Genomic DNA, 18357 nt, shown 5'->3' on the forward strand with positions numbered 1-18357 from the left:
GCCTAGGGAAGGCCCCGCGTCAGGATGACCTGACATCGTGTCATCGGATGTTCGTCACGGAATCCGCACGTTCGGCGCAACACCCCGGACCGTTCGGCGCAGTCTGCCCGCGCCCGGCCCCCGGTACACGACGAGGTGGGCCGGTCCACCGGACCGGCCCACCTCGGGGACGCCGCTCGTCAGCCGAAGGCCGGCACCGTGTCCAGCACCGCGAGCCGCGCGTTGGCCGTCTTGATGCTGCCGCAGAGCACCTGCGCGCCGCCGATGCGGTAGTCCTCGCCACTCCCGGTGGCCTTGATGACGGCGCCCTGGAGCGAGTTGTACTGCTTGTCCTGGAGGTCGTCCTTGCGCAGGTCGCGGACGACGATCAGCTTGCGGACGAGGTCCCCCGCGCCCTGCTGGGTGGCCAGGGACTTCTTCTGGTCCTCGGTCAGCTTCCCGAAGGCCGCGTCGTTCGGGGCGAAGACGGTGACGTTCTCCATCGAGTCGAAGATGTCCTTGGCCTTGGCCGTCTTGATCAGGGCCGACAGCTGCCCGAGGTCCTTGGTCTGGTCGATCGCGGTCAGCACGGGCTGGCCGCCGAGCGCGTCCAGGCTCCCGCCGCCACCGTTCCCGGACAGGGCGGTGCAGGCCTGGCCGAAGGCCTTCTCCGGCGGCGGAGGCGCGGCGACGACCGGCCCGGGCGCGTCCACCCCGCCGCCGCTGCAGCCGGTGAGCGGGGCGAACACGAGGACGGCACCCACCAGCAGGGCGGCCGGACCGAGGGGACGACTGGGCATGCGAACTCCTCCTCAAGGGCGAAATGCTCTGTTCCGTGCGGATCCGTCCGATAGTGACACCCGATCGGACGGCGACGCGGGAGGACATGCGAGGCCGCACCCGCCCCGGCGGCCGGAACCCACCGCTGCGTTCAGGACCGCGGCGGCTCCCGGAACAGCTCCAGGTAGCGCCGGGTCAGCCCGGGCCAGGCGTAGTGCTCGGCGACGTGGCGGCGGCCCGCGGTGCCGAAGCGGTCGGCGGTGCGGGTGTCGGTGAGCAGCCGTCGGCACGCCGCGGCCAGCTCGCGCTCGTCACCGGGCGCCACCAGCAGTCCGGTCACGCCGTCGTCCACCACGTACGGGATGCCGCCGACCCGCGAACCGACCACCGGGGTGCCGCAGGCCATCGCCTCGATCAGGGTCATGCCGAAGGACTCGGCCTGGCTCAGCGAGGGCAGGACCAGCAGGGCGGCCTGCTGGAGTTCGGCCACCAGGGCCCGGCCGGTCAGCGCCCCGGTGAACTCCACCCGGTCCGCGATGCCCAGCCGGTCCGCCTCGGCCCGCAGCTCCGGCCGGGCGTCGCCGTCGCCGACCAGTCGCAGCCGGGCCGAGGGCAGGTCGGCCAGCCGTGCGAAGGCGCGCAGCAGCACCGGTACGCCCTTCCAGGCCGAGGTGCGGTCCATCCGCCCGACGTAGAGCACCGTGGGCGCCCGCCGGACGGCCGGCGGGCCGGGGGTGAAGAGGTCGGTGTCCACGCCGGGCGGGATGTGCAGCGCACCGCTGTGGCCGGCCGCCAGCGACACCGGGGAGACCGCGACCAGGGCCGCCGCCCGTCGGAAGACCCGCGGCAGCAGGAACCGTTCGTAGCAGCCGATCAGCCGGTCCACGCCGGGTTCGCCCTTGGCCATCGAGCCCGCGTGGTAGGTCAGCACCGAGGCCCTGGCGCCGCCGAGCGCCACCGCCAGGTCCGCCAGGCCCGGTACCGGGGCGTGCGCGCTGACCACGTCGATGTCCAGGCGGCGCAGCCAGTACGGGAGTTGAAAGGGCCAGAGCGGGCTGAGCGGGGTGTTGGAGAACCGGGCCCACGTACCGAGCCGGACCACCGGCAGACCGTCCTCGACCCGGACCGTGGTGCGGCGGCCGGTGGTGTTGCTGGTGATCACGGCGGCCCGGAGGCCAGGGTCCCCGGCGACCGCCCCGGCGATCCTGGCCGCGTAGTTCTCCACGCCGCCGATCTTCGGCGGGTAGTAGGGGGCCACCACCGCCACCCCGCGCCGGCGCCTGCCGGACAGCGCCCGGGCGAAGACCTCCGCCGTCCGGTCGGCCTGCCGCTCCCAGGAGAACCCGGCCTCGACCCGGCGCCGGCCGGCGGCGCCGAGCCGACGGGCGAGCGCCTCGTCGCCGAGGACCGCGGTCAGCGCCGCGACCAGGGCCGGCCGGTCGCCGGGGTCGGTGAGCAGGCCGGTGCCGTCGGAGGGGCCGGTGCCGTCGAAGGGACCGGTGCCGTCGAAGGGGCCGGGGCGGTCCTCGGTCACCAGCGAGGGGATGCCGCCGACCCGGGTGCTGACCACCGGGCGCCCGACGGCCATCGCCTCCACCAGCACGCTCGGCAGGCTGTCGTAGTGGGTGGGCAGCGCGACCACCCGGGCCCGGTGGTAGGCGTCGGCCAACTCGGCTCCGGCCAGCCGGCCGCTGAACCGCACCCGTCGGGCGACCCCCAGGCGGTCCGCCAGGCGCCGGTACGTGGCCGCGGCCGAGCCGTCCCCGACCACCTCCAGGCTCACCCCCGGTACGTGCAGGGCCAGTTCGGGGAGGACGCGCAGCAGATCGGTCAACCCCTTGTAGGACGTGGCACGTTCGAGTGAGCCGACGAAGAGGATCCGGGGCCCGCCCGGCACCGGGCTCGCGGTGAAGCGCTCCAGGTCGGCACCGGGCGGGATGGTGACGGCCCGCCCGGCGAACAGCCGGGCGAGGTCGCCCCGGACGTGGTCGGAGGAGCAGATCAGCTCGGCGGCCCGGCGCACGGTGCCGGCCAGCAGGGTGTGCTCGTAGAGCGAGCAGGCGGCCGTGCGCAGCGGATCGCGCTTGTGCATCCGGCCGGTGTGGTAGGTCAGCACGAACGGCAGTGCCCCGCAGGCCCTGGCGGCGGCGTCGGCGAACAGCGGCACGGGGGCGTGCGCGTTCACCAGGTCGACCCGCTCCTCCTGGATCAGCGCGCGCAGTGCGGTGATCCAGCCGGTGCCGAGCCGGGTGCGGGAGACCCGCAGCGGGGCGGGCAGCCGGTGCACCACCAGACCGTCCCGCTCCCGGTACCGGCCCGGGCGGCCGCCGTCGCCCACCGTCGCGGCGACCACCACCCGGTAGCCGTGCCGGGTCCGCAACTGCCGGGCCAGCTCCCAGGTGTACTGCTCGACCCCGCCGGTGTCGGGCGGGAAGTAGGGGGTCGCGAGCAGTACCGTGCGCCCGGTCATGCCGCCACCCGCTCCGGCCGGCGGTCGGTGGCGGCGCGCAGCAGCTCCGGCAGTTCCTCGGCCCGGGCCACGTAGCCGGGCAGCCGCTCGGCCAGGACCCTCAGGTACTCCTCACGCCCCAGCCGGAGTCGCTCGACCAGTGCGCCGAGGCTGGCCGCCGACACCTCGGCGATCGGCAGCACCCAGGATTCGAGCCCCAGGTCCCGCATGATCCCGCGGGTCTTGTGCTCGTACTCGATCGCGATGCACGGCACCCCGCTGGTCAGCGCGAAGATCACCGAATGGAAGCGGGTGCCCAGCACGTAGGCGCACTCGCCGTACAGGCCCTTGAGTTCGCGGAAGTCGACCCGTTCGTCCACCCGCAGCGGCGGCGTGGCGCAGTGACCCGCGATCCGGCGGTCCACGATCCGGTCGTCGTCGCCCAGGTAGTCGGTGGTGACCTGGGGGATCAGCACCACCTGGGCACCGGTGGCCCGCACCGCGTCGATGGTCTGCGCCAACGCCCTTTCGTAGCGTTCCTGTTCGGCGGCCGCCAGCCACTGTCGGGCGGTCACGCCGACCAGTGGCACCTCCGGGCCCACCCCCAGCCTCGCCCGCCAGTCGCCCCGCGACGGGGGCGCGAAGGCGAACCCCGAGTCGACCGCCCGGCGCACCGGGCCGCCGTGCACCCCGCACCTCGCCAGGATGTCCGTGCTGACGTCCTCCCTGGTCAGGACGAGCGCGGCCCGGCGCAGGACGTAGGCGGCGAGCCGGCGTTGGACCGGGGCCGGGAACGGGCCGAAGGACTGCGGGGCGAACACCACCGGCACGCCCCGGCGGTGGGCCAGCAGCAGCGGCAGCGCCACGTAGAAGACGTTCTGGTAACCGTCCAGGCCCGGACGGGCGTTGAAGTAGCCGCCGCCCATCGACACCACCAGGTCGGCCCCCTCCACCGCCTCCACCTCGCGCCACACCTCGGTCGGCAGCAGCGTGCGCAACAGCCTGCCCGGCGCGCGCGACGGCAGTGACAGGACGAGCGGCAGGGCCAGGAGTCCCATCGCCTTGCGCGCGATCCGGCGGGCGGTGCCGATCCCGGCGTCCGCCACGTAGCGGCGGATGGAGCCGATGTTGGCGGCGCCGTCGAAGGCCGGGTGGACCTCCGGGTCCTCCATCCCGGCGACGGTGATCACGGCCTCCGGGAAGGCGGCGCGGACCTGGCGCAGGCACACCGCCAGCAGGGCGGCGTCTCCGGCGTTCTCACGGACGTAGGCGTTGACGACCAGCACTCGCATGGGGAGGTGTTCCGTTCGCAGGCCCGCCTGAGCGGGGGGCGGGGTGGCGGCCGGGGCCGGCAGCGGGGTGCGGGCCAGCGCCAGGACCGCGATCAGGCCGGAGGCCAGGTTGCCCAGGCCCCAGGCGTAGCCGAACCAGATCAGTCCGTGCCCGGCCCACGCGGCGGCCAGGCCCACGGTCACCACGGCGTAGACGACGTTGCTCCACACCAGCGGTGCCATCCGGCGGACCAGCTTCAGCGCGAAGCTGCCGACCGTGTTCAGGGCCACCGCGCCGGTGCCCACCGCGAGCACCACCAGCAGACCCTGGGCCCGTGCGGGATAGGACCCGCCGAACAGGCGCAGCAGCAACCCGCTGCCGGCCGCCAGCACCACCGCGGCCGGGAGTTGGAGCAGGACGATCAGCCGGGCCGAGCGGCGCAGCACGGGCACCAGGCGCGACTCGTCGGCGGATATCTCGGCGAACATCGACTCGCAGACCGCGAACGGGACGGCGTTGGCCAGGTTGGCGATCTGGAAGGCGACGAAGTAGTAGGCGGCCGCCTCGGTGCCCAGGCGTTGCAGCACCAGCAGCGGCAGCACCAGCAGCGGCACCAGGTTCAGCAGGCTGGACAGGTAGCTGCCGGCCGAGAAGCCCAGGTGCTCGCGCAGTCGGGTGCCGCCGCCCAGCACGGTCGGGCGCAGGCCGATCCTCCGCCTCAGGAACCACAGCGAGGCCAGCACCGCCACCGCGTAGCCGCCGCCGATGGACGCGACCAGCCCGAACGACCCCAGACCCGTCAACAGGAACGGCAGCCCCAGCTTGGCCAGGCCCTGCAGTACCCCGTCGACCAGGGTGTTGTACTGGGCGAGCCGCTCGCCGACGAAGACCGCGTCGGTGAGCAGGTTGACCGCCGACAGGGCGCAGAACAGTACGATCAGCCCCGCCTGCACCGGGTCGGCCCGCACCGCGAGCAGCCGGGTGCCGTACAGCGGCAGCCCGAGCAGGTAGCCGGTGCCGAGCAGGCAGCCGGCTCCGAAGACCAGCAGCACGGCCCGGTTGATCTGCGCGTGCCGCCGCTCGGGGGCGGCCGGGAACCGTACCAGGGTGCTGTTGAGGCCGCAGAGGCTGAAGTAGGCGATCAGCGAGATCGCGTTGGTGAGCGAGGTGGCCGTGCCGACCTGGCTCGGGGAGAACAGGCGCGCGGCGGCCACCCAGAACAGGAAACCCAGGGCGGCCGTGCTGACGGTGGCGGCCATCAGGTAGACGGAGCTGCGGGCCACCTGGTCGTGGCGGGCGGTGCGGACGGCGTGCGCGATGCGGTCGACCCGGCGGGGCCTGCGGGCCCGGTCGGCGCGGTCGGGCCGTACAGCGCGGTCGGCCCGGTCGGCGCGGTCGGGCCCGCCGGCACCGGGGGCGGGGGACCGTGGGCGGTCAGGCGTCATCAGCCCGACCTCGTCCCCGTCGAGGCCCACCCGGCGCTCGGCGTGCTCGCTGCCGCGTAGTGGCCGAGCAGTGCGCTCACGTGCTCCGACCAGCCGAAGCTGCGCTCCGCGTAGGACCGCGAGTAGCGCCCCATGCGCCTCCGCCGGGGCGGATCGGCGACCAGGGCCGCCAGTTCGGCCCGCAGCCGCTGCGCGTCGCGCGGCAACAGGCTGACCTCGGCCCGGTCCAGCGCGTAGGGCGCGTAACCCGGGTCGTCGGTGGTGACCACCGGCAGCCCCGAGGCCATCGCCTCCTGCACGGTGAGCGGGAAGCCCTCGGCGGTGGAGGGCAGCGCGAAGACATCACAGGCCCGGTAGACCTCGGCGACCCGGTCGGGCGGAAGTGACCCGAGGTGGTGGACCCCGGCGCCGCCGCCGCGGTGCTCCTCTCCCCCGGCGCCGGTCCCGACGAAGACCAGGTCGTAGGCCGGATCGGCGGCCGCGCGCAGCAGGTCGTACCCCTTCTTCGGGACCAGTCGTCCGACGAAGAGCACCAGTGCCCGGTCCACCGGCAGCCCGTAGTGCTCCCGCAGCCGCCGGGTCTCCGCCGCCGAACCGGCCGGGTGGAACAGCACGGTGTCCACTCCGTTGGCCAACTGCCGTACGGCGTGGGCACGGGCGCCGTGCGCCCGGGTGAAGGCGCGGACCGTGTCGTTCAGCACCAGCACCCGTCGGGCCCGGTGCAACAGGGCCCGCCCGAACACCCCGTACACCACCCGCTGCACGTTCCGCACCAGTGCCGAGGGGTGCGCCACCAGGCCGACGTGCTGGGTCAGTACCAGCGGGGTGCGGGTGAGCGCCGAGGCCGCCCAGGCGGCCCAGGAGGTCGGGTAGAGGCAGTCGTGCAGGTGGATCACCTCGGCCCGGCGGGCCTCGCGCACCGCGTCGAGCAGCAGTTGCGGGGAGGGGACGGGGAACGGTACGCCGGTGCGACGCTCGATGCCGTTCCAGGCGGCACAGCGCAGGACCCGTACGCCTGCCTTCCCGTTCTCCGGCGCTGTCACCGCATCCGCATCCGCGTCCGCGTCCGCGTCCGTGTCCGGCTGGGCCCGGGCGGGGCGTGCGCCGGTGGTGAGCACCGTCACCGCCACGCCGCGGCGGGCGAGTTGCTCGGCCTCCTGGCGTACGACGTTCTCTATCCCGCCGACGTGCGGCGGGTAGTAGTGGCTGACCAGCAGCACCCGTCCGGCCTTTGCGCTGTCGGCGCTCCTCGGGGCCTTCGCGGTCTTCGGGGTCTTCGGGGTCTTCGCGGTCTCGTGGGTCATCGGTAGATCTCCGCTCCGTCGCTGCTGTAGATCTCGTTCTTGGTGGCGTCGAGCAGGCCCGTGGGGTAGCGGTAGGTCACCAGGTCGCCCTGGTAGAAGGCGGTCGCCTCGCCCTTCGCCACCGTGGTGCTGCCGAGGAAGACGTAGGAGTCGGCGCCGATCAACGTCGGGTAGATGTCGTCCAGAGCCCGACCGCGGATCAACGTCTGGAGCCGGCTGAAGGTGTAGCGGTCCGTCTGCACCTCGGACTGGACGTTCTGCGTCCGATCGCCGGCGGTGAGCTGCTCCAGCCAGGTGATCGCGGTCCGCTCCTGCGGCTGGACGTAGTAGATGTCGTAGTACTGGCCCGCGTTGTTGAGGTTGAGTTGGGGCGGGTAGCCGCCGATCAACTGCGGGACGGCCCCGGTGAGGTCCAGGAAGAAGGCCACCGCGAGGGCGCCGGCCAGCGGCGGCGTCCAGCGCCCGGCCCAGCGGAACACCCAGAGCGAACCGGCGGCGATGAACGGCGCGAAGAAGAACAGGCCCTGCTGGAAGGCGCGCAGCACGCCGTAGTCCACGGACAACTGCGGCAGCACGGTCAGCAGCCCGATCACCGTCAGCATGCCGATGGTCAGGGTGATCTGGTCACGCACCGGTCGGAAGGCCCGCCGCTTGGTCCACAGACAGACCGCGAGCCCGACCAGCAGCAGGAGTTGGAGCAGGTCGGCGGCCCACTGGCGGATCGCCTTGTTGGCGCCGGAGACGTCCAGACCGGTGTGCTGCAGCGCTCGACCCAGCCACGTGAGCGGCAGGTCCGGCTCCGTCACCGCCGCCACCGGGTACCGGCCGACCTCCTCGGCCGGCAGGTAGTCACCCTTCGCCCGGCCCTCGGCGGTCAGGTGCAGCGTGCTCGCCTGGTACTGGGCCAGCCGCTGCTGCGGGCTGACCGCCTGCCCGCCGAGCAGGCTGTAGGAGGTGTCCGAGGAGCCGCTCTGCACCTGGGCCGGGCTGGTGATGTCCTGCACCGTCGCACTGACCGTACTGCGCAGCTGCCCGCCGGTGCCGGTCAGCGGTCCGGTCCACAGCACCGCGGCCACCGCCGTGGCGAGCACGATCCACCAGGTCACGAAAGCGGTGGCGGTCGGCCGCGGCCGTCCGGCGCGCCGGGCCCGCAGCCGGGAGAGCAGGCGCCAGCCGTGATCGGTGAGCAGCGCGACGGCGAGCACCGCCACCAGCACGAAGGTGGTCGAGTAGTGCGAGAGCACCACGCCGCCCATCAGGGCGGTGAACACCACCCGTCGCCGGTGCAGCGGCCGCCCCCGGTCGGTGAGCACCACCAGGGCGGCACCCGACAGCAGGAAGGCGATCTCCTGGCGGGCCAGGAAGGTCATGTCGGTGAAGAAGGTGGGGAAGGCCGCGAAGTACAGCGCGGACAGCAGCGCCACCGTCCGCCGCGCGAGGTTGCGCACCGAACGGTAGACCAGCGGCACACTCAGCGCGAAGAGCAGCGGGAAGACGGCCTTGAAGACGTACAGGCCGCTGATCCCGGTCAGCCGGGCGAACGCCGTGGGCAACAGGGTGATGCTCAGGCAGGCGTTGTAGGGGTCGCGGAAAGCCGCGATCTGCCAGCGGTCGGCGCCGGACGCCAACTGGAAGACCTCGTACTCGCGCTGGATGTCGTGGCCGGTGATGAACCAGCCGCGCAGGGAGGTCAGCAGCAGCAGCGCGGCGGCCAGCAGGAACAGGCCGAGGCAGAGCACCTCCTCCGGGTAGCGGCGGCGGCCGCGCAGCAGTTGGACGAAGAGCACTGCCATCGCCCCCAGGGCGAGCAGTGCCATGGTCGGGCCCAGGCCGTTGTTCAGCCGGATCGCCCCGCCGACGGCGAGCAGCAGGCAGCCGGCCCCGAGCAGCAGCACCGGGCGCAGGCCCGGAGTGCGGCGGCGTGCCGTGCCGGCTCGGCGCCGGGGTCGGGGTCGGGGCTCGGGCTCGGGGCTGGGGTCGGCGCTGGGGCCCGGCAGCGGCAGCGTCCAGGTCATCAGCAGGACCGCCAGCGCCGCGGACAGCGCCAACGGGGCCTGGCGGAGCGGGCGGTCGTCGCCGAGCAACGGCACGGTGGTGTTCAGCAGCAACTCGGTGGCGAGGTCACCGCCCACCGCCAGCCCGACGGCCACCAGGGCCCGCCCGGTCCTGGTGGCGACGAAGGTGTCGGCATACCCGTACCAGAGCACCCAGGGCCCGCCCAGCAGCAACCAGCAGCCGGCCGGCACCAGCAGTGGGGTCGGCACCCCGGGCAGGGTTTCGACGGCCGCGGCGAGCGCGGTGACGGCCAGCAGCCTCCACCGGGCTCCGGTGCGGCGGACGACGGCCCGGCCGCTGCGCCGTAGTGGGGCCACCACGCGCCTCATCGGCCTGCCCCGGTCGGCATCGCGTCCGTCGACGGGCCGGTGACGGGCAGCGGCGCGGGGGTGGGCTCCCGCTCCCGCCCGGTCATCCGAGCACCTCCGCATAGATCCGCTCCACCTGCCGGACCACGGTGTCCCACGCGAAGGCGGGCGCCGCGGCGACGCTCTGCTCGGCCAGCCGACGGCGCAGCCGGGCGTCGCCCGCCACCTGGTCGACGGCGGCCGCCAGTGCGGCCGGGTCCGGTGCGGCCAACAGGCCCACGCCCTGGACGAGTTCGGTGTTGCCGGGGACGTCGGTCGCGATCACCGGCAGGCCGGCGGCCATCGCCTCCAGCACCACCAGCGGCATCCCCTCCCGGTCCGAGGGCAGCACGAAGGCCTCCGCCTCGGCATAGCAACGGACCAGTTCCGGCCCGAGCTTCGCCCCGACGAACTCCACCTGTTCCAGGCCGAGTTCGGCGGCCTGCCGCTCCAGTCGGCCGCGCAGCTCACCGTCGCCGACGATCCGCAACCGCACCGGCCGGTGCAGCAGGGCGATCGCTTCCAGCAGTCGGCCGACGTTCTTCTGCGGGCTCAACCGCCCCACGTAGAGCAGTTGCAGGGGCCGATCGACCGGTTCGCGCACCGGCATGAAATAGCCGCCGTCCACGCCGTTGGGGACCACCCGGATCCGTCCCTCGGGGACCCGGTAGACCGTTCGGACGAAGTCGGCCTGACGCTGCGTCAGTACGATCACCGCGGCGGCCGACCGCAGCACCGGGCCGAAGACGTACTTCTTGTAGGCGGGCAGCAGCACACCGAGCCGGCCGGAGGAGTCGACGTCCAGGTGGAAGTGCAACACGAACGGCCGGCGGCGCAACCGGGCGGCGAACGCGACCAGTTCGGGCAGCAACGCGTGCGCGGCGTGCAGGTGCAGCACGCTGTCCCGCCGACCGCGCAGCAGTGCCAGCGGCAGTCCCGGGACCAGCGGGGTGTGGGCGAGTTCCACCGAGCGGTGGCGGCGCACCGTCACGCCGCCCTGCCTGCTGCGCCGCGGGGCACCGCCGGAACCGATCGTCGTGGTCAGCACCTGGACCTCGTGCCGCGCGGCCAGACCGGCCGCGAGGTTCTCCACCACCCTTTCCAGGCCGCCCAGATGGGGCGGGTAGTAGGGGGTGATCTGCAGGACGGTGCTCATCGGGCCGCCAGGTCGAGCAGTTCGCCGTTGGTGCGGTACGCCACCTGCGGGCGGTCCGCGATGTGCGCCAGCACCCGCTCCAGGCGGGCCCAGTCGCCCCGGGCGTCCACCTCCCAGCTGTGGCCCCACAGGTGGTACACGCCGCCCTCGCTCAGACAGCGCTCGAACCAGTGGACGGCCAACTCGTCCCAGGCCAGGAACAGCCTGGCCGCCTTCCGCGGCCGGCCGCGGGCCAACCGCACGGCCGACGGCCCGTCCACCCGGTGCGCGTAGGCGTTCACCGTGGTGGCCAGCTCCAGCGCGCGTCCGGGCCGCAGGCGGCCGCGCCGCACCGTGCGGGCCAGGGTGAAGCCGGCCCGGTCGACCAGCGGGAGGTGGCGGGCGGCGTACTCGCCGCGCGGATAGCAGAAACTGGTCACCGGTCGGCCGATGACGGACTCCAGCTCCTCCCGGCCGGCCCGGATCTCCCCGGCCGCGTCGGCGTCGGTCAGCCGCGGCAGCCGCTGGTGGGTCAGGGTGTGCCCGCCGATCTCGAAGCGTTCGGCCAGCTCCCTGATGCCCGCTGCGGGCAGCCGCTCGACCGGGGCGAGCTCATGGTTGCGCGGGGCGATGTAGAAGGTGCCGGGCAGCCGGTGGCGCTCCAGCAGCGCCGCCAGGCGGGAGTCGAGGACGTGCCCGTCGTCCCAGCTGGTGGTGACGGTGACGTGCCGCCGACCGGTCGTGCCGGTCGCTGTGCTGCTCGTTGTGCTGTTCGTCGTGCTGTTCGTCGTGCTGTTCGTGCTGTTCGGTGTGGCGTTCGTCGTGGCGTTCATCGTGGTGAGGCCTCGGGTTCGGGGGAGGCGGCGGCCTGGAAGCGGTAGTGCAGGGTCTGGTCATGACCCAGCAAGGCGACCTGGACCTCCGCGTCCGGCTCGGTCAGCGGCAGGTGGACGGTGGTGCCCACCGGGGCGTCAGGCTTCGGGACGAGGGTGACGGTGGTGCTCCCGGTGACCGTGCCACCGGGGGTGGTGAGCGAGACCCGCAACTGGAGGTTCGGGGTGGGGGTGCCGTGCTGCACCAGCGAGAGCGGGATCACCGCCTGGCCACCGGCCGTGGTCGGCAGCTGGGTGAAGTACAACTCGTCGTAGTCGGCGGGGATCCGGGTGAACGTCTGGCGCAGTGCCAGGCGCACCGTCGGCTGCGCCCACAGCAGTGGGACGGCGACCGCCGTCGCGAGCACGGCAGCCAGCAACGCCAGGGCCCGCGGGCGCGGCCGCCGACGGCCGGGCGGGCCGCCCGGCCGTCGGCCCGCCCGGTGGGACGGGGGGGCCGACGGCGTCAGGCCCTGGACCCCGCCCAGGGATTCGGTCATACGGTGTCGAACTCCTGGGCGGCGCGGTCGAGCAGCATCGGACGGCGGACCGGGCGGGCGCGGCGGAAGGTGTGCTCGAAGAGCTGGCGCAGGTTCTCGGTGCCGTCCCGGAGCGCGTTCAGCTTCACCTGCCCGCCGCGCTTGCGGTACTCGATCGGGAGCTCCAGGTACCGGTAACCGGCCCTGGTGGCCGCGTTCTTGATCTCCTGGGAGAAGGACATCCCGGTGGAGCGGACGTCCAGCCGCTGCCAGACGTAGCGCCGGAACACCCACATGCCGGACTGCGAATCGCGCAGCTCGTTGCGGAAGAGGGAGCGGCTGATCGCGCTGAGCACGTGGTTCCCCAACGAGTGGGAGGGCTTCATCGCCTCGCTGTTGCCACGGGCCAACCGGTTGGTCGTCATGAACTCGACGTCGTGGTCGACCAGGGTGCGCAGCAGGCGGGGCAGCGCGTCGAAGGGATAGGTGCGGTCGGCGTCGCCGGTGGCGATCACCTCACCGGTGGCGGCGCCGAAGCCGGCGCGGTAGGCGTTGCCGTAACCGCGCGCGGGCTGGTCGACGACCCGGGCGCCGAGCAGCCGGGCGACGTCGCCGGTGCCGTCGGTCGAGCCGTTGTCGACGACCAGCACTTCGGTCCGCCACCCGCCCTCCTCCAGCTCGGCGAACGGGATCGACGCCATCACGGCCGGCAGGTTTTCGGCCTCGTTGAGCGCGGGTATGACGATGGACAGTGTGTTCATGTGAACTCCCTCTGGCAGGCGGAGATCAACGCCGGCTGGTCCGACCCACGAGAGAGCGTGGGGTCGGGTGGGACCGCGCCTGGCAGCGCGGTCTGGACAACCCGTCGGCACCGTCGGGCAGTTGCGCCGCGACGGTCGGGATCCGTACAGGTGGGTACGAGCACACGGAGGGCGGCCGGGTTCACCGGCAGGGTCCGACCTGCCGGGTCGCACGGGGTCAGCACACCCCGGCGTCGAGTGGGCGCGGCCGCCCGCCCGTCACCCCTGGACGTCTACCGGCTCTCCCGAACCGATCTGACAGGGGCGGTCCTTCGCTCCGCAGCGGCGACACCGGAGACCCCCATGACTCCCCCTCAGGCAGTGGATGGCTGTATCCCAGCGCATCGCCGTGCGGCATGACCACCACACTAGGCAGCGGCCTGACGGGTTGTGAAGCAGTTTCCGGCTTCTTCGTCCGATTCTCAGCTTTACAGCGCCCGGACTTGGGGTTCTCTCCCGCGAGAGGTTCGCCGGGGCGGCGTTTCTGAGAATCCTTAACGACCGCTGACAATTCTCCGATGGCGATCACATTTTCGATTCGATCCCGCTGCCCGGGACGGCTTTCCGGCGATCCGCCGGCAGCCGGTCCGACCGCGGGCGCACCTGCGACGGAGGCGGACACCGTGAGACTGATGCTCAGTCAGAGCCTCTCTACTGCACGGCACTTGACGATCGCCGGGACCCGCTCCGGAGCGGCCCCACCTCCGACTTGAGACCCGCCTTCCGCCGGCCACCGACCCGTCGGCGGTGGCCGATGACGTGGTCGCACGCCGACCGGCCCCGGAAAGTCACTACACCGGGCTTTCCAGCACTGTTCATCAGCCGCTGCACAAAGGAATGAACGTTTCTCCACCCATTTCACCGCCGCTGCCTTCGGGTCGGCGAGCCATTCCTCTTCCCCTCGCGACGCGACTCCGGGCGGTTCCGGACTTCCCAGTGAAATCCCGACTCCCTCGCGACTTCGAGCCGAAAACACCGCCGCAGTCACCGGCCGGGTGGAATCGCTGTCCGCCTCACCGCGCGGCACGTCACGGCCCGTACCGTTCGAACGACGACCCCGCAAGACGCCAACCGCCGAGAGGACAGCGAGTTCTACGCGACCGTCAGCCAGGCACTACTCCGTACCGCATTCTGGTCCCAACAGCGAGAGTGCGACCCACCCACTGCGAAGCAGCAACGGGATCACAGCCCCCGAGGCCCAGCCGCATATGAGAGGCTCGCGTCGTGATCGAGTCCTGGGCCTTTGCCGACAGCACCGCAGTGGTATCGGCCGACGCGGCACTGCACGAACTCCATGACCGGATCGCGGCCGGGCATCTGGAGGTCGGCCCCGCGCTCGCGGGGGTTGCTCTCGCTCCCTCGGCCATCGCTGAACCCCACGTACGGTCGGCCCCGCGCTCGCGGGGGTTGCTCCGCCAACATCGCAGGCACCTGCGCGGGCGGCGTGTCGGCCCCGCGCTCGCGGGGGTTCCTCTCCGGCGCCTCCCTGCAGCCCCCCCATCTCCCGAGTCGGCCCCGCGCTCGCGGGGGTTGATCTCCCAACAAGGCCCGGGGAACCGCGTGGGAATCGTCGGCCCCGCGCTCGCGGGGTGCTCGTGGGTGCAGGGGCGGGTAGGGGTCCTCGGCTCCGTGGCTCGGATGGGTGCCACTCGGGTGGGGCAGGTGGTCTGCGGGGTGATGGGTTTGACCGTACCTTTCGAGCGAGGGGGTCACTCAAGCGGAAGGCTGTCACTGGCATGGCTGGGAAGTTCGAGCTGTACATGGACGAGAGCGGGATGCACCGGTTCCGGCTCAAGGCGAGCAACGGGACGGTCGTGGTGACCGGGGATCCGCAGGAGAGCAAGGACGACTGTCTGAGGAGCATCGAGTCGATCCGCAAGCTCGCGCCGTACGCGGAGCTCAAGGAGGCGGCCGGGTCGGTGTGACGCGGTGGGTCCGGGGCGCGGGTCGGCGGTGCAAATCGCCGACCCGCGTTCGCTTGTACGACAGATCCCTTTGGCCGGGTGCACGCCGGGCGTGGACAGAACTCAGGCATGCGCGTCGCCATCGTCACCGAATCCTTTCCTCCCGAGGTCAACGGAGTCGCCCACAGCGTGCTGCGGACGGCCGAGCACCTGCTCCGCCGGGGCCACCGGCCCCTCGTCGTCACCCCCGCGCCCGCGCGGGGCGCCCACTGCCCGCCGCAGACCTTCGGCTCCGGCACCGAGGCGGAGCGGATCCCCGTGGTGCACATCCCGTCGATGCCGCTGCCGGGCTACCCGCAGGTGCGGATCGCGCTGCCCAGCCGGCAGCTGGCGGCCGCGCTCGGCGGGCACCGGCCGGACCTCGTCCACCTGGCCAGCCCGTTCGTGCTGGGCGCGCGCGGGATGCAGGTCGCGGCCCGGCTCGGGGTGCCCGCCGTGGCCGTCTACCAGACCGACTTGGCCGGGTACGCGCACGCCTACCGGGCCGGGCGGGGGCTCGGCGAGGCCGCGGCCTGGCGACGGATCCGGGCCGTGCACCGGGCGGCCGCCCGTACCCTGGCGCCGTCCACCCCGGCCGCGCAGGACCTGACCGCGCACGGGGTGCCCCGGGTGCAGCTGTGGCCGCGCGGGGTGGACTCGGTGCGCTTCCACCCGCGGCACCGGGACGAGGCGCTGCACCGGGCGCTGGCGCCGGGCGGGGAGGTGCTGGTCGGGTACGTCGGACGGCTGGCGCCGGAGAAGCGGGTCGACCTGCTGGCGGCCGCGTCCGCCCTGCCCGGGGTGCGGGTGGTGGTGGTCGGCGACGGCCCGTCGGCGCTCGGGCTGCGGGCCTCGATGCCCGGCGCGGTGTTCCTCGGCCGCCGCACCGGCGAGGAGCTGGCCCGATGTTTCGCCACCCTGGACGTCTTCGTGCACACCGGCCCGCTGGAGACCTTCTGCCAGACCATCCAGGAGGCGATGGCCAGCGGGGTCCCGGTGGTCGGCCCGGCCGCCGGCGGCCCGCTGGACCTAGTCGCGCACCACCGCACCGGGCTGCTGGTGCCGCCCCGGGACGGCGCGGCGGTGGCCCGGGCGGTCGCCGAACTGGCCGCGGACCCGGCCCGGCGGGCCGCCTACGGGCAGGCCGGGCGGGCCGAGGTGACCGCCCGCACCTGGGAGGCGGTCGGGGACCTGCTGCTGCGGCACTACGCCGAGGTGCTGGCCGAGCACCGGGGGGTGCCGGTGTCGGCCGTGCTGCCGTTCGTCGCCCCCGCGTGGACCGCCTCCGCCCGCCCGGTGGTGCCGCCGCCCCTGCCGGAGGAGCTGCCCGCATGACACCCCCGCCGCACGGCGGGCCGCTGACGATCGTGCGGCTCGCCAACTTCGTCACCCCGGTCTCCGGCGGCCTGCGCACCGCGTTGCGCCATCTGGGGGCCGGGTACCGGGCGGCCGGGCACCGGTCGGTCCTGATCGTGCCCGGTGAACGGCGCTCCGAGGAGGACACCGAACAGGGCCTGGTGGTCACCCTGCCCGGCCCGGTGCTGCCCGCCAGCGGCGGCTACCGGCTGCTCACCGACCAGCGGGCGGTGGCCGCCGAACTGACCCGGCTCGGCCCCGACCGGCTGGAGGTCTCCGACCGTACGACCCTGCGCTGGACCGGGAGTTGGGCCCGCCGGCACGGCGTCCGCTCGGTGATGGTCTCGCACGAGAGCGCCACCGGGCTGCTGCGCACCTGGGGCGTGCCCGGGCCGCTCGCGGGCGCGGCCGCCGACCGGCTCAACGCGGCGACGGCCCGCGCGTACGACGCGGTGCTGTGCACCACCGACTGGGCGGCGGCGGAGTTCCGCCGGATCGGCGTGCCCAACCTGGTCCGGGCGCCGCTCGGGGTCGACCTGACGGCGCTGCGGCCGCTGCCGGCGGAGCGCCGGGCGGTGGAGCGGGCCCGGTACGCGGCGGCCGACCAGCTGCTGCTGGTGCTCTGCTCCCGGCTCTCCGCGGAGAAGCGGCCCGAGCGGGCGGTCGAGGCGCTGGCCCGGCTGCGGGCACGCGGCCTGCCCGCCGTCCTGGTGGTCGCCGGAGCCGGCCCGCTGCGGGACCGGCTGGCGGCCCGGGCCGCGCGGCTGCGGCTGCCGGTGCGGTTCCTCGGTCACCTGAACGGGCGCACCGAGCTGGCCGGACTGCTGGGCAGCGCGGACGTGGTGCTGGCCCCCGGACCGGTGGAGACCTTCGGGCTGGCCGCGATGGAGGCGCTGGCCTGCGGGACGCCGGTGGTGGCCAGCCGCTCGTCCGCGCTGCCCGGGCTGATCGGGCTCGCCGGGGTGGCGGCCGTCGACACCGGGGCCGGCTTCGCCGCCGCGGTCGGCCAGTTGCTGCGGCGGCCGGAGGAGGTACGGCGGGCGACCGCGCGGGCGCAGGCGGAACGGTACGGCTGGCCCGCGGCGGTGGCCGGGTTCCTGGCGGCGCACGGGGTGCGGGCGCCTGGTGCGGGAACGACGGAGGACGGGGTCCGGCGGCCCGGTGCGGAGGTGGCGGCAGCGGAGGCGGCGGAGGCGGCGGACGGGGTGGTCGGGGTGGTCGGCTCCGACGCGGGGGAAGGGGTGCGGGATGAGCGTGCTGGACGCCGGGCCTGACCGGGCGGCGGAGGATCGGCCCACGGCGGGCGAGCTGCTGCGCTTCGTGGCGCTCGGCGACTCCCTGACGGAGGGGATCGGGGACCAAGTCGGTGAGCAGTGGCGCGGCTGGGCCGCCCTGCTCGCGCGGTCACTGGCACCCGAGGGGCAGTCGGTCGAGTTCACCAACCTGGCCTACGCCGGCGCCCTGACCGCCGATCTGACGATCCGTCAACTCCCGGCCGCGCTGGCCCGGCGGCCGCAGCTGGCGGCGGTGCTGGTCGGCGGCAACGACACCCTGCGGGCCGGCTTCGACATCCGGCACACCACCCTGGAGTTGGACGCCACCCTGGGTGAACTGTCCAGCCACGGTGCCGTGTTGCTGACCGCCTGCCTGCCCGACCCCGGCCTGCTGCTCCGGCTGCCCAAGCCGCTCGCCCGGCCGCTGGCCCGGCGGATGCGGGCGGTCAACACCGTGGTGCACGCCCTCACCCTGCGGCACCGGGCGGTGCACCTGCACATCGCCGAACTGCCCTGGACCGAGCAGCGGCACCTGCTGAGCGTGGACCGCCTCCACCCCAGCGCCGAGGGGCACCATCTGATCGCCCGCCGGTACCACGAACTGCTCAGTACGGCGGGGCACCCGCTCGGCCCGCCGCCGACCGCCGCGCCCGCCGAGCCGCCGCCGGGCCTGGCCGCCGACCTGTGGTGGATGGCCACCCGGGGCACCCGCTGGGTCTCCGCCCGCAGCACCGACCTGCTGCCGGGCCTGCTCGCCCTGGCGGCGGTGGAGGGCGCCGCCCGTCTGCGCGGGGCGAGCGGGCGGCACGACGAGCAGATGGCCCGGGCGGCGGCGCAGGCGCTGGCCTCGCTGGGGTGAGCCGGTCG

Annotated in this window: 13 protein-coding genes and 1 CRISPR repeat array; of the genes, 4 read left to right on the top strand and 9 right to left on the bottom strand. The window is 73.9% G+C overall.

Translation table 11 applies throughout. The features are described from left to right. Positions 1 to 179: 179 nt before the first annotated feature. The 9 genes from ACIP4P_RS35685 to ACIP4P_RS35725 form a co-directional block, all read right to left on the bottom strand. Entirely contained in the window at positions 180 to 779 is a 600-nt protein-coding gene (locus ACIP4P_RS35685; protein WP_400925705.1) for a fasciclin domain-containing protein, read from the bottom strand. Between the two features lie 131 nt (positions 780 to 910). After that, complete coding sequence (locus tag ACIP4P_RS35690; RefSeq protein WP_400925707.1) at positions 911 to 3229, bottom strand: glycosyltransferase family 4 protein; 2319 nt, start codon at positions 3227 to 3229, stop codon at positions 911 to 913. Next, positions 3226 to 5925 carry a polysaccharide pyruvyl transferase family protein gene (locus ACIP4P_RS35695; protein WP_400925709.1) on the bottom strand — a complete coding sequence of 900 codons (2700 nt, stop codon included), beginning with the start codon at positions 5923 to 5925 and terminating at the stop codon, positions 3226 to 3228. The genes ACIP4P_RS35690 and ACIP4P_RS35695 overlap by 4 nt, the downstream gene beginning before the upstream one ends. Then, a complete protein-coding gene (locus ACIP4P_RS35700; protein WP_400925711.1) occupies positions 5925 to 7229 on the bottom strand; it encodes a glycosyltransferase family 4 protein in 1305 nt (434 codons plus the stop codon). The genes ACIP4P_RS35695 and ACIP4P_RS35700 overlap by 1 nt, the downstream gene beginning before the upstream one ends. Continuing rightward, complete coding sequence (locus tag ACIP4P_RS35705; RefSeq protein WP_400925713.1) at positions 7226 to 9601, bottom strand: DUF2206 domain-containing protein; 2376 nt, start codon at positions 9599 to 9601, stop codon at positions 7226 to 7228. The genes ACIP4P_RS35700 and ACIP4P_RS35705 overlap by 4 nt, the downstream gene beginning before the upstream one ends. A 94-nt stretch (positions 9602 to 9695) precedes the next feature. Beyond that, positions 9696 to 10787, bottom strand: coding sequence for a glycosyltransferase family 4 protein (locus ACIP4P_RS35710; RefSeq protein ID WP_400925715.1), 1092 nt, complete (start codon positions 10785 to 10787; stop codon positions 9696 to 9698). After that, on the bottom strand, positions 10784 to 11599 hold the full coding sequence (locus tag ACIP4P_RS35715; RefSeq protein WP_400925717.1) for a polysaccharide deacetylase family protein: 816 nt from the start codon (positions 11597 to 11599) through the stop codon (positions 10784 to 10786). Before ACIP4P_RS35715 ends, ACIP4P_RS35710 begins: the two co-directional genes overlap by 4 nt. After that, on the bottom strand, positions 11596 to 12138 hold the full coding sequence (locus ACIP4P_RS35720; protein WP_400925719.1) for a hypothetical protein: 543 nt from the start codon (positions 12136 to 12138) through the stop codon (positions 11596 to 11598). The genes ACIP4P_RS35715 and ACIP4P_RS35720 overlap by 4 nt, the downstream gene beginning before the upstream one ends. Beyond that, entirely contained in the window at positions 12135 to 12878 is a 744-nt protein-coding gene (locus ACIP4P_RS35725) for a glycosyltransferase family 2 protein (RefSeq protein WP_400925721.1), read from the bottom strand. Before ACIP4P_RS35725 ends, ACIP4P_RS35720 begins: the two co-directional genes overlap by 4 nt. 1362 nt (positions 12879 to 14240) lie before the next feature. After that, positions 14241 to 14510: direct repeats of the CRISPR family, unit length 24 nt; unit sequence GTCGGCCCCGCGCTCGCGGGGGTT. A gap of 143 nt (positions 14511 to 14653) precedes the next feature. Here ACIP4P_RS35725 and ACIP4P_RS35730 point away from each other — a divergent pair. From ACIP4P_RS35730 to ACIP4P_RS35745, 4 genes are all read left to right on the top strand, one after another. Beyond that, positions 14654 to 14842 (top strand): DUF1508 domain-containing protein, encoded by a 189-nt coding sequence (locus ACIP4P_RS35730; RefSeq protein WP_350512556.1) that lies wholly within the window; start codon positions 14654 to 14656, stop codon positions 14840 to 14842. A gap of 108 nt (positions 14843 to 14950) precedes the next feature. After that, positions 14951 to 16195, top strand: a complete 1245-nt coding sequence (locus ACIP4P_RS35735; RefSeq protein ID WP_400925724.1) for a glycosyltransferase family 4 protein — start codon at positions 14951 to 14953, stop codon at positions 16193 to 16195. Then, on the top strand, positions 16192 to 17490 hold the full coding sequence (locus tag ACIP4P_RS35740; RefSeq protein ID WP_400925726.1) for a glycosyltransferase: 1299 nt from the start codon (positions 16192 to 16194) through the stop codon (positions 17488 to 17490). The genes ACIP4P_RS35735 and ACIP4P_RS35740 overlap by 4 nt, the downstream gene beginning before the upstream one ends. After that, on the top strand, positions 17465 to 18349 hold the full coding sequence (locus tag ACIP4P_RS35745; RefSeq protein WP_400925728.1) for an SGNH/GDSL hydrolase family protein: 885 nt from the start codon (positions 17465 to 17467) through the stop codon (positions 18347 to 18349). Before ACIP4P_RS35740 ends, ACIP4P_RS35745 begins: the two co-directional genes overlap by 26 nt. The last annotated feature ends 8 nt before the right edge of the window (positions 18350 to 18357 follow it).

Source organism: Kitasatospora sp. NPDC089509 (genome assembly GCF_044749365.1).
Taxonomy (GTDB): Bacteria; Actinomycetota; Actinomycetes; order Streptomycetales; family Streptomycetaceae; genus Kitasatospora.